Below are 26,884 nucleotides of genomic sequence, written 5' to 3'. Positions count from 1 at the left end.
GAAATCCAGGCTGAAGCCAGGTCCGACGTCTGCGGCAAGAATAAGCGGTCTGACCGTTCTCTGGATTGCGGCGCTATTCCTTGCCGCCTGCGTATCGCAGGGCGCGCCGCGGGCCTCGGCCGGGGATTGCGTGACGGCGACCGTGTGGTCGAACGGGTGGCACACCAATATCGCGCTGCCGGCGGACGCGATGGAGGCGGATCATCCGCTTCGGTTGCTGTTCCCCGAGGCGGAGCATTTCCTGATCGGCTGGGGCGAGCGTGACTTCTATCTGGACGAGGATCCGGGCTTGTGGACAGGGCTGGACGCGATCATCCCGCCCAGCCCGTCAGTCATGCAGGTCATCGCCGCGGACGAGCCGGTGGAAAACCGGATATGGCGGGGCGAAGAGACCGTGCGCGTGGCATTGTCCCGCGCCGGGCGGGCGCGGCTGGCGCGGGAAATCGGCGAGACGCTGGCGCTGGACGAGACGGGCGCGCCGGTGATCGTTCAGGGCGGGCGCGTGGAGGGGACAAGCCTGTTCCTGGAGGCGCGGCCGGACTTCCATCTTTTCCATATGTGCAACCACTGGACGGCGGCGCGGCTGGCCGGGGCCGGCGTGAAGCTGCGCCCGTCGCTGGCGTTCCACGCGCCCTGGCTGACGGGCGCGCTGAGGCGCAACGCGCCGCAGTCCTGCCCGACTAGCTGAAACTCTGCACCAGGCTGCCGGCGACCAGCCGCCAGCCGTCCACCAGGACGAAGAAGATCAGCTTGAAGGGCAAGGATATGATGATGGGCGGCAGCATCATCATGCCCATCGACATGAGGATGGACGCCACCACCAGGTCGATCACAAGGAACGGGATGAACAGCAGGAAGCCGATCTCGAAGGCGCGGCGCAGCTCCGAAATCATGAAAGCCGGGGCGGCGATCCAGAGCGGCACGGCTTCCGGGCTTTCCGGGTCCGGCTGGTCGGACAGGCTGTAGAAAAGCTGCAGATCGTCGTCGCGCGTCTGTTCCAGCATGAAGGTCTTGATGGGGCCGGAGGCGGCGGTGAAGCCCTCGTTCAGCTCCACCTCCCCGTTCATCAGCGGCTCCACGCCGCGGTCCCAGCTCTGCTGGAAGACCGGCCACATCACGAAAGCGGTGAGGAACAGCGACAGTGAGATGATGACCGCGTTCGGCGGGCTCTGTTGCAGGCCCAGCGCGGTGCGCAGCAGCGACAGCACGACGATGATGCGCACGAAACTGGTGGTCATCACCAGAATGGACGGAGCCAGCGACAGGATGGTCAGCAGGGCGACAAGCTGAATCACCCGGCCGGTGAGGGCGTCGCCTTCGCCAAGGTCGAGGCTGAATTCCTGCGCCTGCGCCGGGGAGACGAGCGCGAAAACCGCCAGCGCCGCGCCCGCGAGGATCAGCAGATTCCTGATGAGACGCGATGCGGTCATGGCGCGGTACCGCCGCTGATGGCGGGCGTGGCGGCCGAGGCGGGGTCAGGCTCCGGCGGGGCGTCGCGGCTTTCGATCAGGGTTTCCCCGGTGGAGCCGAGCAGGATCAGGTGCTCCCGCCCGTCGACGCGAATCAGGGCGGCGCGGCGGCGGGCGTCGATCATCAGGGTTTCGACCAGCCGCATCCGGCCGCCTTTGGCGCCGCCGGCAAGCTGCATGAAATTGAAGCGCCGCGCGGCATAGGCCAGCGCCGCGATCAGGCCCAGCGTGACCAGCAGCCCGCCCGCATAGCGTCCGAAATCCACCAGATCCATGAGATATGTCCCGCCCGAAAAGCCAGCCGTGAATCAGCTGCGGGCCACCTTGCGGGGCGCGCCGTTAATGCGTCGTAAACCATGGGGTTTAAGCTGTGCTTAACCATACAAAGGCAATGTCTGCCCACTGACCCGGAATTTTTTGCTCTCAAGGGAGAGGCGATATGGGCATCGATAATTCGCCGGTTCTCGACCTGCTGAAATCGACTATGGGCTATCTGACTAAGCGTCAGGAGACGCTGGCGGAGAATGTCGCCAACGCCAACACGCCCGGCTACACGCCGCGCGATATCAGCCGTTCCGCCTTCGAAAAGGCGATAGAAAGCGAGTCGCGCCGCGCCGGCCTTATGACCACGGCGTCGGACCGTCATTACGGCGCCCCGTCACAACAGAAGAGTTTCAATCCCGATGTCCTGAGGGCGACCAGCGCGCCGGATTCGGCGACCACGATCAACGGCAATTCCGTGGTGTTGGAAGACCAGATGACCAAGGTGGCCGAGACGCGCATGGAATATGAGGCGGTGGTCGGGCTGTACAACAAGAGCCTGGCGCTGATCCGCTCCGCCGCGCGCTCGCCAGGCCGCGGCTAGCAGAGGGGGACTTAAGCCATGAAAGATATCGCCAACATCATGTCCATCGCCGCGTCCGGCATGAAGGCGCAATCCTCGCGGATGCGCATCATCGCCGAGAACGTGGCCAATGCGGACTCCACCGGCCGCACGCCGGACGACGACCCCTATCGCCGCCAGATGCCGACCTTCGAGTCGGAGCTGGACCGCGCCAGGGGCGTGCGCACCGTGCGGATGAGCGAGATCACGCCGGACATGAGCGATTTCGACATGCGTTACGAGCCGGGTCACCCGGCCGCGGACGCGGACGGCTACGTCAAGACGCCGAACGTCAACACGCTGATCGAGCTGATGGACATGCGCGAGGCGCAGCGCAGCTTCGAGGCGAACATGAATGTCATGGAATCCTCGCGCGCCATGCTGATGCGCACGATCGACCTGCTGCGCCGTTAAGGGAGACTGATCAATGGCCGCCAATCCGCTTGCCGCGATGAACGCCTATGCCGCCGCCGCCGGGGTGCAGCCCATGCAGGGCGCCTCTCAGGCCGCCAGCGCCGCCAAGGCCGGGCCGTCGCAATTCACCGCCCTGATCGAGAACGCGGTGCAGGACGCCACCGACCAGATGGCGAACGCCGAACAATTGAGCATGCAGGCCGCCACCGGACAGGCGGAAATGATCGACGTGGTGACGGCGGTATCCGCCGCGGAAACCACGATGGAAACCATGCTGGCGGTGCGCGACGAGGTGATCCGCGCCTACCAGGAAATCCTGCGGATGCCGATTTAAGACTTGTGGCGAAATCGCCGCATCTTCGCGTTATAGTCGCTCGTGAACAAAAATTCCGTGGAGGCTGACGCGCATGTTCAAGAGTTCTTCCATCCTCGCCCTTGCCGCCGTGCTGCTGGCCGCCTGCGCCAGCGAGCCGGAACCCGCGCCCGCGCCGCCGCCGCCCCCGGAAGAACCCGGACCGGACTCCGGGACGATGGGCGGTATGTGCGGGGGAATCGCCGCGATTTCCTGTCAGGACGAGACCGCCTATTGCGCCTATGGCCCGCAGGATTTCCAGATCGCGGACGCCTCCGGGATCTGCAAGGAGCAGCCCGATATCTGCACGGCCGAGTACAAGCCGGTCTGCGGCTTCGACGGCAAGACTTACGGCAATGCCTGCAACGCCGCGATGGAGGGCGTTTCGGTTCGCAGACAGGGCGTCTGTGAAGGCGACGAGGGCACGACGGCCCGCTAGACGCCGCCTCTAGAGGCCAAGGGTTTCGGCGAGCATCCGCCGCTCTTCCGGCGGCATGGCGTCGAAATCCTTCAACGCGTCCTCGACCATGAATTCCGGCATGCCCTGACCCAGCAGGAAGTTTCTGTAGGCTTCCCGCAGGGCCGGGTCCGCGGGCGCGGCGCCGCCGTCCCCGGAGAGGTCCGGATCGACGCCCCCGGCCGAGCCGCCGCCGGATGCGGCGGGAATTTCCATTGCTTCCAAATAGGCGCGGGCTGCTTCCATCATCGGCGCCATGGCGGGATTGGAATCGATCAGGTCGTCGATCACGGCCTGTTTCACGCCGCCCGTATGTATCTGGAGATCTTCCTCGCCGAGCCACGGGGAAGCCACGGTGAACGCGCCGGAAATCTCGTCCACCACGGGCAGAGAGGCGTTGCCGGGCGCCGGATCGGGCAGGCGGCTCTCGTCGGTCATCACGCCGCTGAAACGGCCGCGCAGGGCCGAGGTGGAATATTCGGTGATCGTGACCTTTCCGTTCAGGCGGTATTTGCGTTGGCTGGACGGGTCTGTATCGGCCGGGCCGCGGGACCGATACCAGCCGCCATCGCCGTCCGAGACCTCGATCATCGCCTTGTCGAGGGTTCCGGTGAATCCGTAATCGATCAACGGCGTTATGAGGGTGACCATTGCGCCTTCCGTCCGGGCGATGGTGGTGAAATTATCAATCACGCCGCTCATGTACCGGTCATAGCCGGCGGCCTCCATGCCGGCGGTCATGCCCATCATCTGACCCGTGATCCCGCCGCGGCCCATCGCGCTCAGCGGCGCGGCGCCATAGCTGCCGGGCGCAAGGTTCAGCTCGATTGTCAGGGTCGGGCCGCATACCTGGTAAACGAAGGGCTCCTCACAGGACTGCGGATCGGCGTCCTTGAATACGCGCATGCCGATCGTGCTGTGCGCGGACATCGCCTGCACGCCGGTTTCAATGTCTTTCCGCGCGGCGAGGGCGATGGGGTCCTCCTCCCGGGCGCCGGGCGTTGGGGAGGGCGATGGAGCCGCGGCGCTGCGCGACCTGGCGTTGCTCTTTCCGGCGGTCTTCACGGGCGCGGGTTTTTCCGGCTTCGGCGTGGTCATGGAGCTTTGCCAGCCCGACATGGTGAGCTTCAGCGTGACAGTCTGCTTCGGCGTCTTCGCGGGGTCTTCATTGATGTTGGAGACCGCGAAATACTGGATTTCGTCCGTCGGCACGCGGAACTGCCAGTGCGCCAGATAGCCGCCATTGGGGCTGGATGCGATAATGGGCTGGGCCACGCGCGCGCCGCCCGCCTGCGCCAGGACCAGCGATTCCAGGTTTTCCAGATTGCTCGACTCCGCCTGGAAAGTGACATCCACGACTTCAGACAGGCTGAAGCCGACGCTTACGCACGCCGCCGTGACCGGCGGCAGGGAGAGCGTGACCTTCGCTGTTGGGCTGGGGTCGCTCAGTTGCGCCTTGTGACATGCGCCCAGCAGGATTTCCGTCCAGCGTTTCCGGGCCTCGGACGCCGGAGTCCGGGTCAAATTCATGCGCCCGGGCGCATAGTCGATCAGGGTGGAAACCGCCGCCGGATAGACGCGGTCCAGTCCGATTTTGAATTCATTTTCCAGATTCTTGTCGAGCCATGCGGTCTCGGCGGCCACGCCGGCTTTCCGGACGTTCCGCTGGAAGAAGGGATGAAGATAGGAATAGTCGCCGGGGCGCTCTTTCGCCGAGGCGCGGCTTCCGGCGCTGCGCGCGGCCTTTTCCTCGGCCAGATACCGCCAGAGGGATGCGGTCAGATAACCCAGATCGTCATCAACGCCCTTGCCCTTTTTCACGCGGTCGGCGAGCGGCCGGGCGTAGGAGCGGCCGCCCCAGCGGCTGACAGGCTGGTTCCGGCTGCCCTCCTTGCCGCGCAGTCGGAACGCCATTTCCTCGCCAATGGCCTGCGCCGTGCCCTCCACGATCCAGTCACCCAGCGTCCAGTTTTCCGAAAACAGCGGATAGGCATTCTGCACGCAGTGAAACAGCTCATGGCCCAGGTGCTCGAAAAGACGCTCGTCGAAGCGGCCATTGCGAATGGCGCGGGAGCTATCGATCCGCATGCGGCATTGCCCTTGCGAATATCCCGCGCGGGCCGGGGGCAGGGCGTCGTCATAATCGAACAGGGCGACGATATAGCCCTGATCGTCATACTGCATGGGGGGCGCGTCGAAGCCCATATCGTCCAGCTTGACGGCGGCCTCGTTCAGATAGGTCTCCATACGGGCGATATGGGGCGCGAACGCATCGGCCTCGGCCCCGCGCGCGAAGGCCAGATCCTCAAGCCAGTTGGAAACCGTGCCGGGCTCGCCCGGCGTCAACTCCACCCTGAAATCATGGGTGGGCCAGTCTTTCGCCGCCGCGCCAAGCGGCATGGCCGCCGCGGTCAGCGCAAGCGTCAGCGTGCGCAACATGATCGTTCCTCCCCCGGATACTCGACCCTACAGGCAAAGAAACGAAATGCGGGCCGGAACTCGGCCACGGAAAATCCGCGGCCGGGCCGAACCCGCATCAGGTCCTATTCCTGCAGATCGGAGGGCAGGACGGGGGTGGCGATGGCGTGGATGAAGGCGTCCCAGCGGGCCGTCTCGTCATCGCCGCCAACGCGGTCGACATACTGGCCGGCCATGACTTCGCCGACGCCGTAATTCACGATATAGCCGCGATAGGTCTCGGTGAAGTCCAGGCTCTGGGCCGCGCGCTCGGGCGAGGTCAGCGTGTAGCGCTGGATGCGGTCCTTGTAGGTTTCCGCGTCGATATCGCCATCGAGATAATCGCGGGCCGTGTCCGCGCGCATCAGGCGCAGGGCCTGCATGTCTTCGCGCAGGGCCGCGTTGGTCTCGGCCAGCGCCGGGTCGATGCCCGCCAGCGGGTAGAGCACGTCGCGCTCGAACGCTTCGCGCTCTTCCGGCGTGAACGCCATGTCGATTCCGTAATTGGCCGTGCCTTCCGCGATCAGGGCGGTGGGCGCGTAGAGCGGGAACATGGTGAACTCGATCCAGCCGCGATCCTCGACCATGCGGGCCTCACGCAGGGAGTTCAGCGTGTGATGGCCCGGATAGCCCTCGTGACAGCCCAGATCGACGGCGCGGTCGATACGCACGGGCAGGTCGGTATTGATCTCGATCAGGCTCTCATGGCCGCCCTGATACCAGTTATAGCCGGACCAGGGCTGGTCGGTGACCAGCTCCATATGGAAGAACTCGTCCTCCGGCAGGGCGACATGGTCCATCGTCCGTGCGCGGCATTCCTCGATGGCCGCGTCCATGACCACCTGCAGGTTCTCGTCCGGGATTTCCAGCCGTTTCTTGAAGTCGTCGACGCGCTTCCACAGCGGATCCTCGCCGGGCAGCAGGTCGCCGATCGCGGCCAGCGCCGCCTCGACCTCTTCCATGTCCGGTTCCGGCGCGACGACGCCGTAGAGGGACTGTGTTTCCTCGTCGAAGGGCACGGTTTCGCCGCGCGCCATGCGGACGCGGGTCTGCATGGCTTCCAGGTGCGCGATCAGGAACGCCTTGCGGTCGTCCGACAATTCGTCTTCGGCGTCCGGCTCGGCCTGCGCGGCGCGCGCCAGCAGGGCGTCGATGTGGTCGGAGACGGCGTCGAGGCCGGCGGCTTCGGCCTCCGCCGCCGTCCGCCATTCCTCCGGGCCGTAATAGGCGTCCACGAAGCCCGGATCATGGGCCTCCAGCGCCAGGCTGACCTTCACATAATCCTCGGCGACCGCGTCCAGCGTAACCGCCTGGGCTTCAGGGGCCTCGCCGGGTGCGGCGGGGTCCGCCGCCTGCTCCGCGCAGGCCCCCAGAAGGGCCAGCGCGGAAAGGGCTGCGTAGCGGATCATTCTTCACCCGCCTGTTTGGCGGCGATCCATTCATCGACCTGCTCTTCCAGAATGGCCAGCGGCAGGGAGCCATTGGCCAGCACGGTCTCGTGATACTCGCGAATGTCGAAGTCATCGCCGAGAGCTTCCTGAGAGCGCTCGCGCAGCTCCTGGAACTTCAACATGCCGATCTTGTAGGCCGTGGCCTGTCCCGGCATCACGATGTAACGCTCGATCGCCTTGACGATGTCGCCTTCCGGGTTCGGCGTGTTTTCCTTCAGCCAGTCGATGGCCTCCTCGCGGGTCCATTCCTTCTCGTGCAGGCCGGTATCGACCACCAGCCGGCCGGCGCGCCACAGCTCCATCGCCAGGCGGCCGAAGTCGGAATAGGGATCCTCATAGAGGCCCATGGTCTTGGGGAACCACTCGCTGTACAGGCCCCAGCCCTCCGTATAGGCGGTCTGGCCGCCATATTTGCGGAACTTGGGAATGCCCTGAAGCTCCTGCGCAATGGCGATCTGCATGTGATGGCCGGGGATGCCCTCGTGATAGGCCAGCGCCTCCATCTGGTAGGTCGGCATATCGCGCGTGTCATAGAGGTTCGCGTAATAGGTGCCGGGGCGGGAGCCGTCCGGCGCGGGGCGTGAATAGAACGCCTTGCCCGCCGACTGCTCACGGAATTCCTCGACCGCTTTCACGATCAGGTCGGCTTCCGGCTTGCGCAGGAACTGCTCGTCCAGACGGCCCCGCATATTGTCGATCAGGGCGCGCGCCTCGGCCAGATAGGCTTCGCGGCCCTCATCGGTGTTGGGGTAGTAGAACTGGTCGTCCGTGCGCATGAATTCGAAGAATTCCTGCAGCGTGCCGTCGAACTCCACTTCCTCCATGATGGCGCGCATTTCGGAATGGATGCGCTCGACCTCGTCCAGACCCAGCTCGTGGATCTCGGACGCGGACATGTCCGTCGTGGTCATCTGTTTCAGGCGATAGTCGTAATAGGCCGCGCCGTCAGGCAGCTTCCATGCGCCGTCCTGCTCGGTCGCCATCTCCTGCTGGCGCTCCAGCTCGGCGATCAGGTTTTCATAGGCCGGTTTGACGGAGTCCAGCATCGCCGCGCGGGCGTCGTCCTTCAGCGCCTGTTTCTCCTCTTCCGGGATGTCCAGCGCGTCGACTTTCTTGGTGAAGTCGGCCCAGAGGGCGGAGGGTTCGCCGTCATCGAACGGCGCGCCGGAAATGACGTTCTTCGCGTCCCGCAGAACGTGCGCATAGACGAATTTCGGCGGCATGATCTCCAGATCCGCGCGGCGCGTGGCGTTATCCACGGCCTGGCTGAGATAGCCGTTCACGCCTTCGAGGCGGGAGACATAGGCCTCCGCATGCGCCTTCTCGGACACGCGGTGCTGGTTGATCAGGAAGGCCGGGATGCCCGACTGCGCGCCATACATCTGGTTGAAGGTGTAGACGTGCTCGCGATACGGCCAGCCGGCCTTCTCGCGGGTCTTGTCATATTCGAACAGCCGCCAGGACAGCTTCGTTTGATCGTCCAGCGCGTCGAAATCGAAGCTGGACTTCATCTCCGCAAGCTGGGCCTGGGAGAGTTCATAGGTTTCTTCCTGGTATTCCGGCGTCAGATTGTCCCACTTGCCGTAATCCTCATCCATGACGCCCAGATAGGTCTTGGCCATGGGCGAGCGTTCGAGGCTCTCATTATAGGTTTCCTCGAACCACGCGTTCAGCTGCTCGGACTCGGTCTCGGCGGCCTGTTCGGCCGTATCGGCCGGGGCCTGCGTCTCCGCGGCGGCTTCGGCCGGAACGGCGGCGTCATTGGCGGCGCTGTCCTGGGCGGCCTGCGGTTCGCCGCAGGCGGCGGCCAGCACAATGGCGGCGGACACGCCCGTCAGAAGTCTCAGTTTCATAAAATCCGTCTCCTGTAAGAATTATCGCGGCCCTCGCGCGCTCATGGCGCGGGACCGTCTCCCCGAATGTGACGCGCACCCTAGCATTTTGAGCGCAGACAAAAATGAACTCGCTGTAATGTGGGCCGGCGGGCGGAGGACTGTCAGTCCGCGCTGAAGCTTAAGCCCGAATTAACCATGACCCGGCAAAACGTGCCTATTGGCCCAGCCGCGCGAGACGCCTTGTCATGGAACCGATTGAAACGCTGGATTTTGCCCGTGACGGGGTGTGGCTGATGCTGTCGATGGCCGCGCCGGTGATGATCGTCGGCCTGGCCGTCGGCCTGACCATCGCGCTGTTCCAGGCGCTGACCCAGATTCAGGAAATGACGCTGGTCTTCGTGCCCAAGATCATCGCCATCTTCATTTCGCTGATCATCTTCCTGCCGCTGATGGGCGCGCTGATGAGCGGCTACATGACCCGTATCTTCGAACGCATCGCGTTGATGTGAGGGGGTAGGGCGTGCTCGCCGAAGCCCTTGTCCAGGTCAGTTTCGCCGCGCTGCTGATCTTCGCGCGGACCGGCGCGATCATCATGCTGATGCCCGGCATTGGCGAAGGGTTCGTGCCGGCGCGCATCCGCCTGGCTTTTGCCTTTCTGTTCGCCATCGCCATGGCCCCGATCCTGTCACGCGTCATGCCAGCCGCCCCGGAAATGGTCGGTCCGCTGGCCATGCTGGTGGGAACGGAAATCATCATCGGGCTGATCATCGGCATCATCACCCGCTTCTTCATGATGGCGCTGGCCGTGGCCGGACAGGTGATCGGCATGCAGACGGGCCTGGCCTTCGCGCAGGCTGTGGACCCGACGCTGGGCCAGCAGGGCGCAATCGCCGGCGCCTTCCTGAACATCACGGCGCTGACCCTGATCTTCGTGACCAATCTCCACCACGTCCTGCTGGCCGCCATCCGCAACAGCTATGAGGTGTTTCCCGCCGGCGCGCTGCCCGCTGCGGGCGATGCGTCGCAATGGGCGCTGAGCACGTTCGCGGAGGTGTTCACGCTGGGCATCCAGATGGCCTCGCCGCTGCTGGTGTTCGGACTGGTCTTCTATCTGGCGCTGGGCGTGCTTTCGCGTCTGATGCCGCAGGCGCAGATTTTCTTCATCGCCCTGCCCAGCAATATCCTGGTCGGGTTCTCGATCTTCGCGCTGGTCATGGGGGCCGCGCTGCTGGCCTGGCTGGACCGGTTCGAGGCCTTCATCATGCAGATGGGGGGCTAGAGCGCCGCCATGGCCGACGATCAGGACAAGAGTCAGAAGACAGAACAGCCCTCGCAACGAAAACTCGACGAGGCGCAGAAGAAAGGCGACTCGCCGCGCAGCCAGGAAATTCCCGGCTGGTTCGTTCTGGCCTCCGGCCTGTTCGTGATCGCGGTGATGTCGCAGACGACGATGGGGGCGGTCAGCGACTGGCTGCGCATGTTCCTGGCGCGGCCGCACGATATTGCGGTCGACGCCGCGGCGCTGCCGGGCCTCGCCGCCGCCGTGGGAGTGCGCATCGCACTGAGCCTTGGCGCGCTGTTCGGGGTGATCATCCTGGCCGCCATCGCCGGCAACATGGTGCAGACCAAGCCGGTCTGGACGTTCGAGAAAGTGAAGCCGAAGCTTTCCAAGCTGTCGCCGGTCGAGGGCGCAAAGCGCCTGTTCGGGCCGCAGGCGCTGGTCAATTTCCTGAAGGGCGTCGCCAAGATGTCGATGGTGGCGGTGGCGGTTTCCATCGCGCTGTGGCCGCGCCGCGACCAGCTTCTGGTCATGCCGCAACTGGATATCGTCGCGGCGCCGGTGATTATCCGCAACGCCGCGATCGCCCTGATGATCGCCGCGCTGATCGTTTATTCGGTGATCGCGGCGGCCGACTATGTCTGGCAGCGCCACTCCTTCATGCAGAAGCAGAAAATGTCCCGGCGGGAGCTGAAGGAGGAGATGAAGAACACCGAGGGCGACCCGCACGTGAAGGCCAAGCTGCGCCAGATAAGGCAGGAGCGCGGCCGCCGCCGGATGCTGGCCGAGGTGCCGGACTCCACCGTCGTGATCGCCAACCCGACCCACTACGCCGTGGCGCTGAAATATGAGCGCGGGGAAACCCCGGCGCCGATCTGCGTGGCCAAGGGCGTCGACGCGCTGGCCCTGCGCATCCGGGAAGTGGCCGAGGAATCGGGGGTGAGCGTGATCGAGGATCCGCCGCTCGCCCGCGCCCTGCACGCCACGGCCGAGCTGGACGAGCCGATCCCCGAGGAACATTTCCAGGCCGTCGCCCAGATCATCGGACAGATCATGGCGCTGGCGAAGAAGCGCGGACGCCGCGCGAACTAGACGAACGTAGTAGAGTAACCGCGAACAGGAATTGATTCGCGCCATGACCGATATCGCCAACGACTCTCCGCCCGCCCGCGCCGACCTTTTCGACCGGCTGTGGGTGCGGCTCGCCTTCTGGGGCTGCGCCGCCATTGCGTTCCTGGCCGCCGCGGTCGCGGTGTTCGCCGCGCCCGCCGCGGGCTGGCACGGCTTCCTTCTGCTGGCCGGGGTCACGGCGGCGGGATTTGCGCTGCTCTATGTCCTGCTGGCGGGCGAGGCCGCGGTGAAGGGGATGGAGCGCGGGACCAATGCGCCGCCGCCCGCCTTCGCCATGGCGGCGTTCGAATCCGCCCGCGATGCGCTGGTGGTCACCGACAAGCGGGGTACGCCGGTGGCGGCGAACCCGGCCTATATCGCGCTGACCCGGGTTTTCCACGCCGATGGAGAGGATGACCGCCCCGCCGGGCTGGACCGGCTGCTGGGCGGCGATCCGGACGCGTCATCGGCGCTGTTCCGCCTGGCCCGCGCCGCGCAGACCGGCCAGCCGGGCGCGGCGGACCTGCCCCCGCTTTCCGGCGCCGGGCGGCCCGTGACGCTGACCTCGCGGCCGCTGGGGCATGGCGAGACGCTGTGGCGGCTGAGCGAGACGCCGGCCCCCGAAAGCGATGAGACGGTCATCGCGCCGTCGGCCCCTTCGGGCGCGGGCGCTTTCGCGGACGCGGTTCCCGCGGGGCTGTTTTCCGCCGCCGCCGACGGGCGTCTGGTCTTCTGCAACGCGGTGCTGAAGGACTGGATCGGCGTTTCCGGCGAGGCGGACGAGCTGAAACTGACCGATTTTCTCAGCGGCGAGGACGCGCGGCAGGTCTTGCAGCGGCGCAAGGGCGCGACGCGGACAGAAGCGGTGATCCGCTCCCGCGGCGGGGTGGAGAGCCCGGCGGTGATCGTGACGGTCTGGCCGGAGGATGGCGGGCCGTCGCGCTCTGTCGTCTATGGCGAGTCGTGGACCGGCGTGCCAACCGCGCCGGCGCCGTCCGAAGCGGTGAGCGAGGCGGGCGAGAGCCAGTCCTTCGACGACATGTTCGCCAGCGCCCCGTTCGGTGTGGTGCGCCTGGACCGGGACGACCCGGCCGCGGCGGTGATCGAGGACGCCAACCCCGCCATTGTCCAGATGACGGGCGGGCAGGCGCAGCCGGGCGAGACGTTCGGGAAGCTGTTCGGGGCGGGGGTGTTCGACACCCTGGCCGCCGAGCGCAACGGCGAGCCGGTGGAGGCGCGCCTGACCGAGACCGAGCGCGACGCCCATGTCTATTTCGCGCAGGACGGGCTGGGCCGCTGGGTGGCCTATATCGTGGACGTGTCTGGCTGGAAGGATCTGGAACGCCAGCTGGTGCAGTCCCAGAAAATGCAGGCCATCGGCCAGCTGGCCGGCGGCGTGGCGCATGATTTCAACAATCTTCTGACCGCCATCCGGGGCAATTGCGACCTGCTGCTGGAGCGTCACCCGGTGGGTGATCCGGCCTATCCGGAGCTGCAGAACATCAACCAGACGGTCAGCCGCGCGGCGGGCCTGGTGCGCAAGCTGCTGGCCTTCTCCCGCAAGCAGACCTTCCGCGCCGAACTGCTGGACATGACGGACCTGCTTTCGGACCTCTCCGTGCTGTTGCGGCAGGTTCTGGAGGAAACGGTCAAGACCGACATCGTGCATGGCCGCGACCTGCCCAAGGTGCGCGCCGACAAGGGACAGATCGAAACCGCGCTGATGAATCTCGCCACAAACGCCCGCGACGCCATGCGCGATCAGGGCGGCGGCACGCTGACCATTCGCACCCAGGCCGCCGAACAGGCCGATATTCCGGACCGGGAGACCGGAACGAAACCTGGCGATTATCTGCTGATCGAGGTCTCGGACACCGGCAGCGGCATGGACGCCGAGACGCGCGAGAAGATTTTCGAGCCCTTCTTTACAACCAAGGAGCCCGGCAAGGGCACGGGTCTGGGCCTGGCCACCGTCTATGGCATCGTGAAGCAGTCCGGCGGCTATCTTTTCGTCGACTCCCGCGAAGGCGAGGGGACGACGTTCCGCATCTTCCTGCCGGCCGCGGAGGCCGAGGTTGAGGAAGTGCAGGCGATGGAGGAACAGGTCGCCCGCACCCGCGCGCCCAAGGCGCCGGCTGATCTGGCCGGCCGCGGCCGCATCCTGCTGGTCGAGGACGAAAACGCGGTGCGCCAGATCGCCGCCAAGACCCTGACCAAGCGCGGTTATGAGGTGATCGAGGCCGAAGACGGTGAGGAGGCGCTGGAGCTGGCCGAACAGTATTCCGGCCAGATCGACCTGATGGTCTCCGATGTCGTGATGCCGGGTCTGGACGGGCCGGGCCTGCTGGAAGCCGCGCGCGAGCATCTGGGCGATGCCCGCGTCATCTTCATCTCGGGATATGCGGAGGAGGAATTCTCCGACGTGCTCTCGCGCGAGCAGGACGTACGCTTCCTGCCCAAACCCTTCACCCTGCCGCAACTGGCGGAAATGGTGAAAACGGTGATGGCGGGGGGCTAGTTGCCCTTATTCCATGCGTCGTAAAATAGCGGTTTATTGCCGAACCGAACCCAATTTGCGCGGCCGTATACATCCTGAGCGGCGCGCGCAATGTATCCCCGATTTGAAACTTAGCTACTGGTGAAAGTTTTCCTTGCCCGGGCGTAGGTCTCGGATATACTTTCCCATATGGCTAAGTTTAGTGACGAACTCGACAGGACGTTTTCGGCCCTTGGCGATCCCACAAGACGCGCGATCGTCAGCCGACTGTGCGAGGGGCCGGCATCTGTTGGCGAATTGTCGGAGCCTTTCGATATCGCACTGCCTACGCTGCTGAAGCATGTGCGCGTTCTTGAAAGGAGCGGCCTCATCAGTTCCGAGAAAGTCGGACGGATCAGGACATGCAGGATCGAGAAGGGCGCATTACACGCCAGCGACGAATGGCTCCGCCAACATATCTCGCTTTGGGAAAAGCGTCTGGACCGTATGGAAGGTCACATAAAACGCATGAAAGAAGGAAATTGAACCTATGGCTGGCGCACTCAACAGTTCAGAGTCGGCCTGGTCTGATTGGCCTCTTGATCGAGAGATTGTTCTGGCGCGGGTGATCGATGCCCCTCGCGACATCGTTTACTCCGCCTGGACAGATCCGGATCAGATACAGGCCTGGTTCGGGCCCGACGGTTTCAGCATCGAGACCAAAGAGATCGACCTCAAACCCGGCGGGGTCTGGCGGTTTGACATGGTGGCTCCGGATGGGACCCGTTACACAAACAAAATGGTCTTTATTCGCATGGAAACTCCAACACTGTTGGAGGTGGAGCATGGTTCGGATCAGGACGACGATCACGGTAAGTTCCGTATGCTTGTAACCTTTGATGAGCAAAGCGATGGCAAGACCGTCATCACGCTCCGTCAAATGCATCCGTCCCGGGAACAACGGCAAAACAAGATCGGCTTCGGCGCCGTCGAATATGGCGGGCAAACTCTTGAAAAGCTTGCGCGCCACATTGCGGCGGTCCCGCGGGGATGAAGGCATGGATTTGGGCCGGGAAACCTAGTTTCCGGCCGGATTATCCTCGACCGGATCGCCGTTCCCGTCGACCAGAATCCGCTCCGGCTCGCCCTTTACGTGGACGCGGAACACCACCGCGCGCATGCCCTCGTCCATCGTGACCGGCGCGTGAATGGCCTCGGGCGGGATGTGATAGGAATCGCCGGCTTCCAGCAGGATGTCCTCCTGCCCGTCCTGCCGGTGCGTCGCCGATCCCTCCAGCACGTAGATGAATTCCTCGCCCGGGTGGTAATGGCGCGGCAGGGTGGCGCCGGGGCCCATCTGGATGTCGGTTATGATCACTTCCAGACCGTCATCGATCACGAGGGGTTCGCGCATGACATTGGTCAGGCCCGGCGGGGTGAGGGCGGTGTTGGCGTTCGCGCCATCCGGATCATGGGCGAAAGCGGCGGCGGGCGTGAAACCCAGCGCGGCGGCGAGCACGATTCGCATCGGAATGTTCCTTTCAGGCCGGTCGAGACCCGCCGATTTTAGCGCACCCGCCCCGCAACGCCACGAAAATCAGGGCTTTGCGTCATGGTAAAATGTTCCCCTTGCGTTCTAAGAACAAAACAGGTACGACTACGGCCATGGAGATTGATTGCCCCGACTCGGGGGCTGTGATCTAAGGGGCGGAACCAATGGCGCAACCAGCATTAAAAGTCGTGAGCGAAAAGAAACAGAACAGCGACAAGGAGCGGGCGCTCGAATCCGCTCTCAGTCAGATCGACCGGCAATTCGGCAAGGGCTCGATGATGAAGCTCGGCCAGCGGGAATCGCTGGATATCGAGGCGATCTCGACCGGCTCTATCGGGCTGGATATCGCGCTAGGCGTCGGCGGTCTGCCGCGCGGACGCATTATCGAGATTTACGGCCCTGAATCCTCGGGCAAGACGACGCTGGCCCTGCACTGCGTAGCCGAGGCTCAGAAAGACGGCGGCGTCGCCGCCTTCGTTGACGCTGAGCACGCGCTGGACCCGGTCTATGCCGCGAAGCTGGGCGTGGACGTGAACGAGCTTCTGGTCGCCCAGCCGGATGCGGGCGAGCAGGCGCTGGAAATCACCGATACGCTGGTGCGCTCGGGCGCGCTGGACGTGCTGGTCATCGACTCGGTGGCCGCCCTGGTGCCGCGCGCCGAGCTGGAAGGCGAGATGGGCGACTCCCTGCCGGGCCTGCAGGCGCGGCTGATGAGTCAGGCGCTGCGCAAGCTGACGGCCTCCATCTCCAAATCCAGGACGACCGTCATCTTCATCAACCAGATCCGCCACAAGATCGGCGTGATGTTCGGCTCGCCCGAAACCACGACCGGCGGCAACGCGCTGAAATTCTATTGCAGCGTGCGTCTGGATATCCGCCGCATCGGCGCGATCAAGAACCGCGACGAGGTGATCGGCAACCAGACCAAGGTGAAGGTGGTCAAGAACAAGGTGGCTCCGCCCTTCCGGGAGGTCGAATTCGACATCCTGTACGGCGAGGGCATCTCCAAGATGGGCGAGCTGATCGATCTGGGCGTCAAGGCCGAGGTCGTGGAGAAATCCGGCTCCTGGTATTCCTACGGGTCCGAGCGCATCGGACAGGGCCGGGAGAACGCCCGTCAGTTCCTTCTGGATAATCCGGACATCGCCGCGCAGATCGATGCGGCGGTCCGCAAGAACGCTGGTCTTATCGTCGACGACATGCTCCTTCCCCCGGAGAGCGACGATGAGGCGGCCGAGGCCGGCTGACGCTCCGCCCCTTCCATGCGTCCCGGCGATTAGAGAGGGCGCTCCGCAGGTCGATCAGCGGAGCGCCCTTTTCTTATGGGCGGAGGGCCTTTATCTCCAAGGGGAAAGCGTAAATCATTGGAGAGTCTTTCGTGACGCCGCTCAAGGATATCCGGTCGGGTTTTCTCGACTTCTTCGGTGACCGGGATCACCGCATCGTTCCGTCCGCGCCTCTGGTGCCGGCCGACGACCCGACCCTGCTGTTCACGAACGCCGGCATGGTGCCGTTCAAGAATTACTTCACCGGCGCCGAGAAGCCGCCGCATCCGCGCGCGACCTCCACGCAGAAATGCGTGCGCGCCGGCGGCAAGCACAATGATCTCGACAATGTCGGCTATACCGCCCGGCACCACACCTTCTTCGAGATGATGGGCAATTTCTCCTTCGGCGATTATTTCAAGGAAGAAGCGATCGAGCTGGCCTGGACGCTGGTTCACAAGGAATTCGGCCTGGAAAAGGACAAGCTGACCGTCACCGTCTTTTCCGAGGACGATGAAGCGGCGGCGCTGTGGAAGAAGATCGCGGGCATTCCTGAGTCCCGGATTATCCCGATTTCGACTTCCGACAATTTCTGGATGATGGGCGATACCGGCCCGTGCGGCCCTTGCTCGGAAATCTTTTACGATCACGGCCCCGATATTCCGGGCGGCCCGCCGGGCACGCCGGAAGAGGACGGCGACCGCTTCATCGAGATCTGGAACCTCGTCTTCATGCAGTACGAGCAACAGGGTCCGGACAAGCGCATCGAATTGCCCAAGCCCTCCATCGACACCGGCATGGGGCTGGAGCGCATGGCCGCGGTGCTGCAGGGCGTCCACGACAATTACGATGTGGACCTGTTCCGCCACCTTATCGGCGCGTCCGAGGACCTGTTCGGCGTGAAGGCCGAAGGCGAGCGACAGGCGAGCCACCGCGTCATCGCCGACCATATGCGCTCGACCAGTTTCCTGATCGCGGACGGCGTTACCCCGTCCAATGAAGGCCGGGGCTATGTGCTGCGCCGGATCATGCGCCGCGCCATGCGTCACGCCCATCATCTGGGCGCGAAGGAGCCGGTGCTATGGAAGCTGACGCAGAATCTGGTCGATGAGATGGGCGAGGCGTTCTCCCAGCTGGAGCGCGCGCAGCCGCTGATCGAGGAAACGCTGCGCAGTGAGGAAGAACGCTTCCAGCGCACGCTGGGCCGCGGCATGTCGATTCTCGAGGATGCGCTGGACGAGCTGCCCGAGGGTGAAAAGCTGCCCGGCGAAACCGCCTTCAAGCTCTATGACACCTACGGTTTCCCGCTCGACCTGACGCAGGACGCGCTGCGTCCGCTGGGCCGCGAGGTCGATACGCAGGGCTTTGAGACGGCGATGGAAAAGCAGAAGGAAACGGCCCGGCAGAGCTGGTCCGGCTCCGGCGACGCCGCGCCCGAGGCCGTCTGGTACGGCGTGCGCGAGGAAGCGGGCGCGACCGAGTTCCTCGGCTACGGGAGCTGTGACGATACCGGCGCGCTGAAAGCGATTGTCGCCGGCGGAGAGCGGGTGAAGAACGCGGCGGCGGGCGACGAGGCCTCGCTGGTGTTCGACCGCACCCCCTTCTATGGCGAGTCCGGCGGCCAGATCGGCGATGCGGGTGAAATCCTGTTCGATAATGGCGCCCGCGCTGAAGTCTATGACACGATCAAGCGCGCGGAAGACCTGCACGTCCATCTGGTCAGGATCGTGGAAGGCGAGGTCGGCGAGGGCGACGCCGCGCGCCTTGTCGTCGATCAGGACCGCCGCAATCGCACCGTCGCGAACCACTCCGCGACCCATCTGGTGCACGCCGCGTTGCGCGACGTGCTGGGCCCGCATGTGACGCAGAAGGGCTCCTATGTCGGCCCCGACCGGCTGCGGTTCGACTTCTCGCACCCGCGCGCTCTGGCCGATGAGGAAATCGACCGGATCGAGGCGCAGGTAAATCAGGTCATTCGCCAGAATGATGCGTCCGAAACCGCGGAAATGGAGCCGGATGCGGCCATCGAGGCCGGCGCGCTGGCCCTGTTCGGCGAGAAATACGGCGACCGGGTGCGCGTCCTGACCATGGGCCGCAATCTGGACGCTGCGGATGCGCCCTATTCGGTGGAGCTGTGCGGCGGCACGCATGTCGCCCGCACCGGCGACATCCAGCTGTTCAAAATCGTCTCCGAAGGCGCGGTCGCCGCGGGCGTGCGCCGGATCGAGGCGTTCACCGGCGAGGCGGCGCGGCAATATATGCTGGAACAGGCGCGCCTGCTGCGGCGCAGCGCCGATGCGCTGAAGATCGCTCCGGCGGACCTGCCCGATCGCGTGACCGCGCTGTCCGACGAGAAGAAAAAGCTGGAGCGCCAGCTCTCCGAAGCGAAGAAGCAACTGGCGCTGGGCGGCGGCGGATCGGCCGCGCCGGGCCCCGAAGACGTGGCCGGCGTGAAGCTGATCGCGCGCGTGGCCGAGGGCGTGGGCGGCAAGGATCTGCGCGGCATGGTGGATGAGGCCAAGTCGCAGTTGGGATCCGGGATTGCTGTGCTGATCGGCGTCAATGAAGGCAAGGCGGCGGTGGCCGTGGGCGTCACCAAAGACCTCACGGACCGCTTCAGCGCCGTTGATCTGGTGAAGGTCGCGGCCGAGGCGGTCGGCGGCAAGGGCGGCGGCGGCCGTCCCGACATGGCGCAGGCCGGCGGGCCGGACGGCGCCAAGGCTGAAGCCGCGCTGGACGCGGTGCGCGGGGCCCTGAAGGAGAAAGAGGCGGCCTAGCGCGCCTCCGCCGCGCCGGAAATTGCCCGGCGCGGCATAGTGCGGCGAAAGGGAGGGACATGGATCACGCACACTGGCTGAAGGACGCGATCGTGTTCCTGGTGGCCGCCGGCGTGATCGTCCCGCTATTCGCACGTTTTCGCGTCAGCGCTGTTCTGGGCTTCCTGATCGCGGGACTGATCATCGGTCCCTTCGGCGCCGGCCGCTTTGTCGAAGCCGCGCCCTGGCTTTCATATTTCACGATCAGCGATCCCGAAGCCGTTGAGCCGCTGGCCGAAATCGGCGTGATTTTCCTGCTCTTTCTGCTTGGGCTTGAGCTTTCTTTCGAAAAACTCTGGGCGATGCGCCGCATGGTTCTGGGCGCGGGCGGATTCCAGACGGCGCTTTCAGCCCTGATCGTGGCCCTAGCGCTGTCGCTGTTCCTGCCCACCGTTGCGGCCATCTCCATCGCGCTGGCCCTGTGCCTGTCATCCACCGCAGTCGTCATGCAGATCCTCGCTGAACAAAGGCGGGCGGGCAGCGAAACCGGGCAGGCCAGCCTGTCCATCCTGCTGTTTCAGGACCTTCTGGTCGCGCCGATCCTCATCGCCGTCGCCGCAATGGCGCGGCCTGAAACCAATATCGCATGGTCGCTCGGGCAGGCCTTGATCGCGGCCGCTATCGTGATCGGCGTGATCGTCGTCGCCGGGCGGTTTGTCTTGCGGCCCCTGCTGCGCGTGCCGGCGCAGGCGGGGCGGCGGGAATTCATGCTGGCGCTGACCTTCGCCATCGCGCTGTTGGCCGCCCTGGCGACGGAGGCGGCGGGTCTGTCGCTGGCTCTGGGGGCGTTCCTGGCCGGGATACTGGTGGGCGAAACCGAATACCGCTTTCACGTCGAAATTGATCTGGAGCCGTTCAAGGGACTGCTGATCGGCCTGTTCTTCGTGTCGGTCGGCATGGGCGTGGACCTGGCGTGGGCCGCGCCGCAGCTGCACTGGATCGGCGCGGGTATCGTTGCGCTTATCCTGGTGAAATTCGCCGCCGCCTTTACCGGGGCGCGGCTTTCCGGCGCGCGATCCGGGGCGGCGGTGGAAAGCGCCCTCTTGCTGGCCCCGGCGGGCGAATTCGGGTTCGTGATTATCGGCGCGGCGGCGGGCGCGGCGTTGCTGCCGCCGGACGCCGCAGCGTTCGTGACGGTCGTGATCGGCGGGTCGATGATCCTTACGCCCGTCCTGCAACGGCTGGCTCCGCTCATCCTGAAGCTTCGCCCGGCGTCCGAAACCGGCGCCGCGAACGCGCCCCGCAGCGCGGAGGACGCGCCGGGGGCGGCGGTCGTGATCGGCGGCTTCGGGCGTGTCGGCCAGTACATAGCGGCGGTCCTGGAGGCCGAAGGCGTGGATTATATCGCCATCGATCAGGACGCCGATCTGGTCCGGGTGCAGAGAAAGCTCGGACGCCCCGTCTATTTCGGCGACGCGTCCCGCCGCGAATTGCTGGAAATCATCGGGGCGGGTCCGGCCCAACTCTATCTGATCAGCGTCAGCAATGAGGAAAAGGCCGAGCGCATGGCGCAAGCCGCGCGGGACGTCAGCCGCGAGGCCGCGGTGGTCGCCCGCGCGCGCAACGTCGCGCACGCAAACCGCCTGCTGCGCGCCGGGGTGGATCAGGTCGTGCCCGAGGCGATGGAGGCGGGCCTGCAGATCGCCGCGCAGGCGCTGGAGCGGCTGGGCGTGGAGCCGGACGCCGTCCAGCACCGGCTGGAAGCGATGCGGGAACAGAACGAGGCCCGGCTTCACCTGCGTTCCGGCGACTCCTGAATAGAAAAAGAGCGGGACCGGACGGTCCCGCTCTTTCCTGATCCGTAGAGAACAGCCGCAGGCTTACGCCTTGCTGAGCGCGTTCTCCAGATTGTCGGCGATCTTGTCGAGATAGCCTTCCGTGGTTTCCCAGCCCTGCTCGTCGCCGACCAGAAGCGCCAGGTCCTTGGTCATGTGACCGGACTCGATCGTCTTCAGCACGGTCATTTCCAGCGTGTCGGCGAATTTCTCGACTTCCGGCGTGTTGTCCTGTTTGGCGCGGTAACGCAGGCCGTTGGTCCAGGCGAAGATCGACGCCGTGGAGTTGGTGGAGGTCGGTTCGCCGCGCTGGTGGGCGCGGTAGTGGCGGGTCACGGTGCCGTGCGCGGCTTCCGCTTCCACGGTCTCGCCGTCCGGCGTCATCAGCACCGACTTCATCAGGCCGAGGCTGCCAAAGCCCTGCGCCACCATGTCGGACTGCACGTCGCCGTCATAGTTCTTACAGGCCCAGATGAAGCCGCCGTTCCATTTCAGCGCCGCAGCGACCATGTCGTCGATCAGGCGATGTTCATAGGTGACGCCGGCCTCTGCGAATTTCTCCTTGAACTCCGCCTCGAACACTTCCTGGAACAGGTCCTTGAAGCGGCCGTCATAGGCCTTGAGGATGGTGTTCTTGGTGGACAGATAGACCGGCATTTCGCGGTCCAGGCCGAAATTCATGCAGGCGCGGGCAAAGTCGCGGATCGACTCGTCGGTGTTGTACATGCCCATCATCACGCCGCCGCCGGGGAAATCATAGACGTCGATTTCCTTGGTCTCGGACCCGTCTTCGGCTTCCCATTTGACGGTGAACTTGCCCTTGCCCGGCACCACGTAATCCTTGGCGCGATACTGGTCGCCAAAGGCGTGGCGGCCGATGACGAACGGCTCGGTCCAGCCCGGAACAAGGCGCGGCACGTTCTTGACCACGATCGGTTCGCGGAACACGACGCCGCCCAGGATGTTGCGGATCGTGCCGTTGGGAGACACCCACATTTTCTTCAGGCCGAATTCCTCGACCCGCGCTTCGTCGGGGGTGATCGTCGCGCACTTGACGCCGACGCCATATTTCTTGATGGCGTGGGCGGCGTCGACGGTGATCTGGTCATCCGTCTCGTCGCGGGACTCGATCGACAGATCGTAATATTTCAGGTCGATATCCAGATAAGGGGTGATCAGTTTTTCCTTGATCATCGCCCAGATAATCCGGGTCATCTCGTCGCCGTCGATATCAACGATCGGGTTCTCAACCTTGATTTTCGCCATCGTGCCGTCCTGTCTGATTTAAGGGCGCGGGATGTCCCGCGAGAAAAGAGTTGGGCGTGAGATAACAGAGCGCGCGCCCGGCGCAAAGCTATGGAGGCTCCAGCGTGCTGAACAAACGCGAAAACGCGCCCGCAATCGTGCTGGCCCGTCCGCAAATGGGAGAGAATATCGGCGCGGCCGCGCGGGTGATGCGCAATTTCGGCCTGAGCGAGATGCGGATCAGCGCGCCGCGCGACGGCTGGCCGAACGAAAAGGCCTGGACGATGTCGGCCGGCGCAACGGATGTTCTGGATTCGGCCCGCGTGACGGAGGAGTTCACAGAGGCGCTGGAGGGGCTGACGCTGGTGTTCGCGGCCACCGCGCGCCGCCGCGACCTGATGAAGCCGGTCGTGACCGCGCGCGAGGCGATGGCGCAGGCGCGCGAGGAAATCGCCTCCGGCGGCCGCGCCGGCGTGGTGTTCGGGGCCGAAGCCTCCGGCCTGATGAACGAGGAAGTCGCGGTTGCGGACGCAATCCTGACCCTGCCCGTGGATCCGGAGTTCTCCTCCCTGAATCTGGCGCAGGCCGTGGCGGTCACCGCCTATGAATGGAAGGCGGGGGATCCGCTGCCCGAAGATTTCGCGATGAATCATGTCCCGGCGGACAAGGCCGCGCTGACCGGCCTGATGTCACATCTGGAGACGGAGCTGGAAGACGCCGGGTTCTTTTTCCCGCCGGAGAAGGCGGAGAAAATGAAGTTGAATTTGCGCTCCACCCTGACGCGGGGGCGGCTGACCGATCAGGAAATTCACACCTTTCGCGGCGCCATCAAGGCGCTGGCCGAAAAGCGCCGCCGCGCGCAGTAAGAAAAAAGGCCCGCATCGCTGCGGGCCTTGTAGTTGGTCACTGTCAGGGACCGTAAACTCTAGTAAGCGCCAACCCCGCCGGAGAGCAGGAAGCCGCCCGTATCCACCGGACAGGCCTTGGCCTTGGTCTCCGTATAGGTCTCTTCGCGGCGGATCGTCAGCAGCTTGCTGCCGGGACCGTATTTGCGAAGCAGCGAACGCTCGAAACAATTTCGCTCCGGGGTCTGCGGGCGGCAGAAAAGCTGGCCGTCCGGGGTGTGATACAGCGCCTCGCCCGGCGCGCAGACAATGGTGGAGGCGCCGTCATAGCCGCCCTCGTCGCCCACCGTGACCTGCAGGTAGGAGCCCGCGGCGCAGCGATACAGCTCGCCTTCATACCCTGCCTGCACATGCTCTTCCGGCCAAAGCTGGGAGGCGGGGTGCGGCGCGCCGCGGTCATCGATGCAAGCCGCGCGGATCGCGACCATCGCCTCGACCAGGCGCGTCTTCTCGATCAGCTCTTCTTCCTCGATACAGATATTCAGCGCGCCCATGGACGGGGCCGGGGCCGGGGCGAAATAGCCGCCTCCGCCGCCGACGATCACCTGACCGCCAGCGCCGGCGGAGCCGCTTGCGCTGGCGTTCGCCGCCGCGCTGGCCGAGGCTTCGACATTCACATTGACGTTCGTGCGGTTCACGAAAACGCCGCCGTGATTGACGTTCACCTTGGTGCCGCCGATCTTGATCTTCGGCGCGCCGATCTTGATGTCCGGCGTGCGCACATTGTGCCCGCCATTATGCCCGCAGGAATGGCAGGGCGGCGGCGGGGGCGGCGGTTTGGGGCAGCCCTTGGTGCAGCCGGCCTCGGCCGCGCCCGCCATCAGCAGGGTCGACGCGCCCGCCAGAATTATGTGTCGCCATGATACGCTCATAGCCCAGCTCCCATGTGGTTCGCCTGACAGGAAGCAAGGAGGGCGCCGGTTTCCCTCCCGAGGCGAACAGAGCGCTATTTTTAAGGATTTGGGCGGACTGGCACGGCGCATGCTGTGGAGCGGTTCAACTGAAATTACGCCACTCGGGATTTTCAAAATGCGCCACGCCAATACACGCGCGCTCGCCAATTACTGGGAAACCATCCGCCGCGGCCGCATTGCGCCATTGCGCACCGATGTGTCGCCGGGGGACCTTTCCAGCCTGCTGAGCCATCTCTTCATTTTACAGCGGGTTGATAGCGATCATGCGCTTTTCCGGCTGGCCGGAACGGGGCTGTGCGAGCTGTACCGGCGTGAATTCCGCGATCATAATTTCCTGTCCATGTGGAATGGCGCCGACCGCGCCCATATGAAGGCGATGCTGGCCGCGGCCTCCCAGAACCCGGCCCCGACCGGCGCGCTGGCCGAGGCGGAAACCATTGACGGCATGAAGGTGGAGGCGGAAATCCTGCTGGCGCCGCTGATGTCGCCGGCCTCGCGCCTGGACCGTTTCCTGGGCCTGTTCCAGCCGCTGGCCCCGACCGAAAGCCTGCGCGGGCGTCCCCTTGTGAACCAGCGCCTGATGACGGTGTATCCGCCCAGCGCGCGCGTGGCGGTCCACAAACCGGCCCCGGCCGCATCCCATATGCCGCCCATGCCGCAACAGAATGGCGGCCGCCCGCATCTGCGTCTGGTGGCGGATAACGAAACCAGCCAGCCCGCTTAAAAAGTTCTTAAAACGATGCCGCTAGTCTCCAAGCTCCCGTCATGGGAGCGAGGAGACCCATGTCTGATGCCCTTCGTCTGGACAAGCGAAAAGCCCGCGTGGCCGCGCGCGGCGCCGCCGATGCGCGGCGCTGGCAGCGCGTGGAAATCCCGCTGAAAGCGCGTTTTCTGGCCCCGGACGGCACCGAACATTCCGCCACGCTGGAGGATATTTCCCCCGGCGGCGCGCGCTTCACGGCCGCATGGCTGCTGGAAAAGGGCGCGCGGGTCGTCGTCAATGTCGAAGGGCTGGGCCGGCTGGAGGGCGTGGTGGCGCGTGAAACCCCGGACGGGTTTGCGGTGCGGCTCAGCGCCGGTCCGCGCAAACGCGAACGTCTGGCCGACGAACTGACCTGGCGGCTGAACAGGGAGCGCATGGAAATCGGCGATGACCGCAGCGCGCCGCGCCTGCCGCGCCGGGGCCGCGCCCGCATCGGGCTGGAGGGCGGTCAGGAAATTCTCGCCGAGCTGATTGACGTGTCCACAACCGGGATGGCGTTCCAAAGCGAGACGCGCCCGCCGGTGGATGCGAAAGTTTCACTGGGCCGGCTTTCCGGCGTCGTGGCCCGGCATCTGCCGGACGGGTTCGCCATCAAGCTGGACCCGCCGGAGGCCCGGACCCGCGACGCTGGCCCGGAGGCGGCCTAGCCGTCCACCCGGCGCAGCTCCGCGCCGAAACGCCGGGCGTTTTCCACGTAATGATCGGCGGAGGCTTTCAGCATTTCCGCGGTTTCATCATCCAGCGTGCGGATGACTTTCGCCGGCGCGCCGACCACCAGGGAATTATCGGGAATTTCCTTGTTCTCGGTCAGCAGGGCGTGCGCCCCGATAATGCAATTCTTCCCGATCTTCACATTATTCAGCAGGGTCGCCCCGATCCCGATCAGGGAATAATCGCCCACGGTGCAGCCATGCAGCATGGCCTGGTGGCCGATGGTGACGCCTTTGCCGATGGTCAGCGGGAAACCCATGTCCGTGTGCATGACCGTCCCGTCCTGAACATTGGAGTCCTCGCCAATCACGATGGGCTCGTTATCGCCGCGCAAGACGGCGTTGAACCAGACGCTGGCATTGCGTTTCAGGATGATCTTCCCGATCAGCGCGGCGTCCGGCGCGACCCAGGCTGAACCGTCCCCGGGCAACTGCGGCTGATCGTCTCCAAGGGCATAAAGCGGCATATCGGCAACGCCTCCATTTAATCGCGCATGAAACTTTTACGTCTCTGGCGGTCAGACTTTTTTCATTGGTTAAACTCACACTAACAGTGCGATTCGGAAATTCGAGTCGCCACCGCGCGCCGGCTTGGCCGGCGATAGCTCGAGGGCATGATCTTGACGCCTTGCTTGCGTCAATGGGGCCTTCAAACCCCGCCCGGAAAGCGGCCCCGCCGCTTACCAGCCCTTCTTTCACTCTGCTTCCAAATCCCTGCGACGCGCCTGGCCGGCGCGACGCTTAACCCTGACCATA

26 protein-coding genes are annotated in these 26,884 nt (G+C 64.9%); 17 read left to right on the top strand and 9 right to left on the bottom strand.

Annotated features, from left to right (window positions below; genetic code table 11):
- Positions 1-130 precede the first annotated feature (130 nt).
- Positions 131-688, top strand: a complete 558-nt coding sequence (locus L338_RS05315; protein ID WP_022697333.1) for a DUF2459 domain-containing protein — start codon at positions 131-133, stop codon at positions 686-688.
- On the opposite strand, the gene fliP is transcribed toward L338_RS05315, so the two are convergent.
- Complete coding sequence (gene fliP, locus L338_RS05310) at positions 681-1,430, bottom strand: flagellar type III secretion system pore protein FliP (protein ID WP_022697332.1); 750 nt, start codon at positions 1,428-1,430, stop codon at positions 681-683. The genes L338_RS05315 and fliP overlap by 8 nt on opposite strands.
- The gene (locus L338_RS05305) at positions 1,427-1,744 is read right to left on the bottom strand and encodes a FliO/MopB family protein (RefSeq protein ID WP_022697331.1); all 318 of its coding nucleotides are present in this window, start codon (positions 1,742-1,744) and stop codon (positions 1,427-1,429) included. Before L338_RS05305 ends, fliP begins: the two co-directional genes overlap by 4 nt.
- A gap of 164 nt (positions 1,745-1,908) precedes the next feature.
- On the opposite strand from L338_RS05305, the gene flgB reads away from it, so the two are divergent.
- From flgB to L338_RS05285, 4 genes are all read left to right on the top strand, one after another.
- Positions 1,909-2,334 (top strand): flagellar basal body rod protein FlgB, encoded by a 426-nt coding sequence (gene flgB, locus L338_RS05300; RefSeq protein ID WP_022697330.1) that lies wholly within the window; start codon positions 1,909-1,911, stop codon positions 2,332-2,334.
- An 18-nt stretch (positions 2,335-2,352) separates the two neighbouring features.
- On the top strand, positions 2,353-2,766 hold the full coding sequence (flgC, locus tag L338_RS05295) for a flagellar basal body rod protein FlgC (protein WP_022697329.1): 414 nt from the start codon (positions 2,353-2,355) through the stop codon (positions 2,764-2,766).
- Between the two features lie 13 nt (positions 2,767-2,779).
- Complete coding sequence (gene fliE, locus L338_RS05290; RefSeq protein WP_022697328.1) at positions 2,780-3,100, top strand: flagellar hook-basal body complex protein FliE; 321 nt, start codon at positions 2,780-2,782, stop codon at positions 3,098-3,100.
- Positions 3,101-3,173: 73 nt separating this feature from the next.
- Positions 3,174-3,557, top strand: a complete 384-nt coding sequence (locus L338_RS05285) for a Kazal-type serine protease inhibitor family protein (RefSeq protein WP_022697327.1) — start codon at positions 3,174-3,176, stop codon at positions 3,555-3,557.
- A gap of 9 nt (positions 3,558-3,566) precedes the next feature.
- Here the strand turns inward: L338_RS05285 and L338_RS05280 are convergent, their stop codons facing one another.
- The 3 genes from L338_RS05280 to L338_RS05270 form a co-directional block, all read right to left on the bottom strand.
- On the bottom strand, positions 3,567-6,014 hold the full coding sequence (locus L338_RS05280) for a hypothetical protein (protein ID WP_022697326.1): 2,448 nt from the start codon (positions 6,012-6,014) through the stop codon (positions 3,567-3,569).
- A gap of 104 nt (positions 6,015-6,118) precedes the next feature.
- Positions 6,119-7,441 carry a hypothetical protein gene (locus tag L338_RS05275; RefSeq protein WP_022697325.1) on the bottom strand — a complete coding sequence of 441 codons (1,323 nt, stop codon included), beginning with the start codon at positions 7,439-7,441 and terminating at the stop codon, positions 6,119-6,121.
- Positions 7,438-9,336 carry a DUF885 domain-containing protein gene (locus tag L338_RS05270; protein ID WP_022697324.1) on the bottom strand — a complete coding sequence of 633 codons (1,899 nt, stop codon included), beginning with the start codon at positions 9,334-9,336 and terminating at the stop codon, positions 7,438-7,440. Before L338_RS05270 ends, L338_RS05275 begins: the two co-directional genes overlap by 4 nt.
- Before the next feature lie 227 nt (positions 9,337-9,563).
- Between L338_RS05270 and fliQ the strand changes: the two genes are divergently transcribed.
- From fliQ to L338_RS05240, 6 genes are all read left to right on the top strand, one after another.
- Positions 9,564-9,827, top strand: coding sequence for a flagellar biosynthesis protein FliQ (fliQ, locus tag L338_RS05265; RefSeq protein WP_022697323.1), 264 nt, complete (start codon positions 9,564-9,566; stop codon positions 9,825-9,827).
- An 11-nt stretch (positions 9,828-9,838) separates the two neighbouring features.
- The gene (gene fliR / locus L338_RS05260; RefSeq protein ID WP_022697322.1) at positions 9,839-10,597 is read left to right on the top strand and encodes a flagellar biosynthetic protein FliR; all 759 of its coding nucleotides are present in this window, start codon (positions 9,839-9,841) and stop codon (positions 10,595-10,597) included.
- Between the two features lie 9 nt (positions 10,598-10,606).
- Positions 10,607-11,689, top strand: coding sequence for a flagellar biosynthesis protein FlhB (gene flhB / locus L338_RS05255; protein ID WP_022697321.1), 1,083 nt, complete (start codon positions 10,607-10,609; stop codon positions 11,687-11,689).
- A 43-nt stretch (positions 11,690-11,732) separates the two neighbouring features.
- Positions 11,733-14,225: an ATP-binding protein gene (locus tag L338_RS05250; protein ID WP_022697320.1), complete on the top strand. Its 2,493-nt coding sequence runs from the start codon at positions 11,733-11,735 to the stop codon at positions 14,223-14,225.
- 168 nt (positions 14,226-14,393) lie between these two features.
- Positions 14,394-14,729, top strand: coding sequence for an ArsR/SmtB family transcription factor (locus L338_RS05245; protein ID WP_022697319.1), 336 nt, complete (start codon positions 14,394-14,396; stop codon positions 14,727-14,729).
- Positions 14,730-14,733: 4 nt separating this feature from the next.
- Complete coding sequence (locus L338_RS05240) at positions 14,734-15,237, top strand: SRPBCC family protein (RefSeq protein WP_022697318.1); 504 nt, start codon at positions 14,734-14,736, stop codon at positions 15,235-15,237.
- A 24-nt stretch (positions 15,238-15,261) separates the two neighbouring features.
- Here the strand turns inward: L338_RS05240 and L338_RS05235 are convergent, their stop codons facing one another.
- Positions 15,262-15,711: a cupin domain-containing protein gene (locus tag L338_RS05235; protein WP_022697317.1), complete on the bottom strand. Its 450-nt coding sequence runs from the start codon at positions 15,709-15,711 to the stop codon at positions 15,262-15,264.
- Between the two features lie 188 nt (positions 15,712-15,899).
- Between L338_RS05235 and recA the strand changes: the two genes are divergently transcribed.
- The 3 genes from recA to L338_RS05220 all read left to right on the top strand — a co-directional run bounded on the left by recA (position 15,900) and on the right by L338_RS05220 (position 21,573).
- Entirely contained in the window at positions 15,900-16,982 is a 1,083-nt protein-coding gene (gene recA, locus L338_RS05230; RefSeq protein WP_027068289.1) for a recombinase RecA, read from the top strand.
- A gap of 131 nt (positions 16,983-17,113) precedes the next feature.
- Entirely contained in the window at positions 17,114-19,777 is a 2,664-nt protein-coding gene (gene alaS / locus L338_RS05225) for an alanine--tRNA ligase (protein WP_022697315.1), read from the top strand.
- Between the two features lie 59 nt (positions 19,778-19,836).
- Positions 19,837-21,573, top strand: a complete 1,737-nt coding sequence (locus L338_RS05220) for a cation:proton antiporter domain-containing protein (RefSeq protein ID WP_022697314.1) — start codon at positions 19,837-19,839, stop codon at positions 21,571-21,573.
- A 63-nt stretch (positions 21,574-21,636) separates the two neighbouring features.
- Here the strand turns inward: L338_RS05220 and L338_RS05215 are convergent, their stop codons facing one another.
- A complete protein-coding gene (locus L338_RS05215) occupies positions 21,637-22,857 on the bottom strand; it encodes an NADP-dependent isocitrate dehydrogenase (RefSeq protein WP_022697313.1) in 1,221 nt (406 codons plus the stop codon).
- Positions 22,858-22,961: 104 nt separating this feature from the next.
- Here L338_RS05215 and L338_RS05210 point away from each other — a divergent pair, with 104 nt between their 5' ends.
- On the top strand, positions 22,962-23,702 hold the full coding sequence (locus tag L338_RS05210; RefSeq protein ID WP_027068288.1) for an RNA methyltransferase: 741 nt from the start codon (positions 22,962-22,964) through the stop codon (positions 23,700-23,702).
- 59 nt (positions 23,703-23,761) lie between these two features.
- Here L338_RS05210 and L338_RS05205 read toward each other — a convergent pair whose 3' ends face one another.
- Entirely contained in the window at positions 23,762-24,613 is an 852-nt protein-coding gene (locus L338_RS05205; protein ID WP_022697312.1) for a hypothetical protein, read from the bottom strand.
- A 157-nt stretch (positions 24,614-24,770) separates the two neighbouring features.
- On the opposite strand from L338_RS05205, the gene L338_RS05200 reads away from it, so the two are divergent.
- Complete coding sequence (locus tag L338_RS05200; protein WP_022697311.1) at positions 24,771-25,379, top strand: PAS domain-containing protein; 609 nt, start codon at positions 24,771-24,773, stop codon at positions 25,377-25,379.
- 59 nt (positions 25,380-25,438) lie between these two features.
- Positions 25,439-26,065, top strand: coding sequence for a PilZ domain-containing protein (locus tag L338_RS05195; protein WP_022697310.1), 627 nt, complete (start codon positions 25,439-25,441; stop codon positions 26,063-26,065).
- Here the strand turns inward: L338_RS05195 and L338_RS05190 are convergent.
- Positions 26,062-26,595: a gamma carbonic anhydrase family protein gene (locus L338_RS05190; protein WP_022697309.1), complete on the bottom strand. Its 534-nt coding sequence runs from the start codon at positions 26,593-26,595 to the stop codon at positions 26,062-26,064. The genes L338_RS05195 and L338_RS05190 overlap by 4 nt on opposite strands.
- Positions 26,596-26,884: the final 289 nt, after the last annotated feature.

The organism is Euryhalocaulis caribicus (assembly GCF_000412185.1).
GTDB lineage: Bacteria > Pseudomonadota > Alphaproteobacteria > Caulobacterales > Maricaulaceae > Euryhalocaulis > Euryhalocaulis caribicus.
The sequence above is the reverse complement of the archived record's forward strand: the minus strand, read 5'-3'. Positions and strand labels throughout refer to the sequence as shown.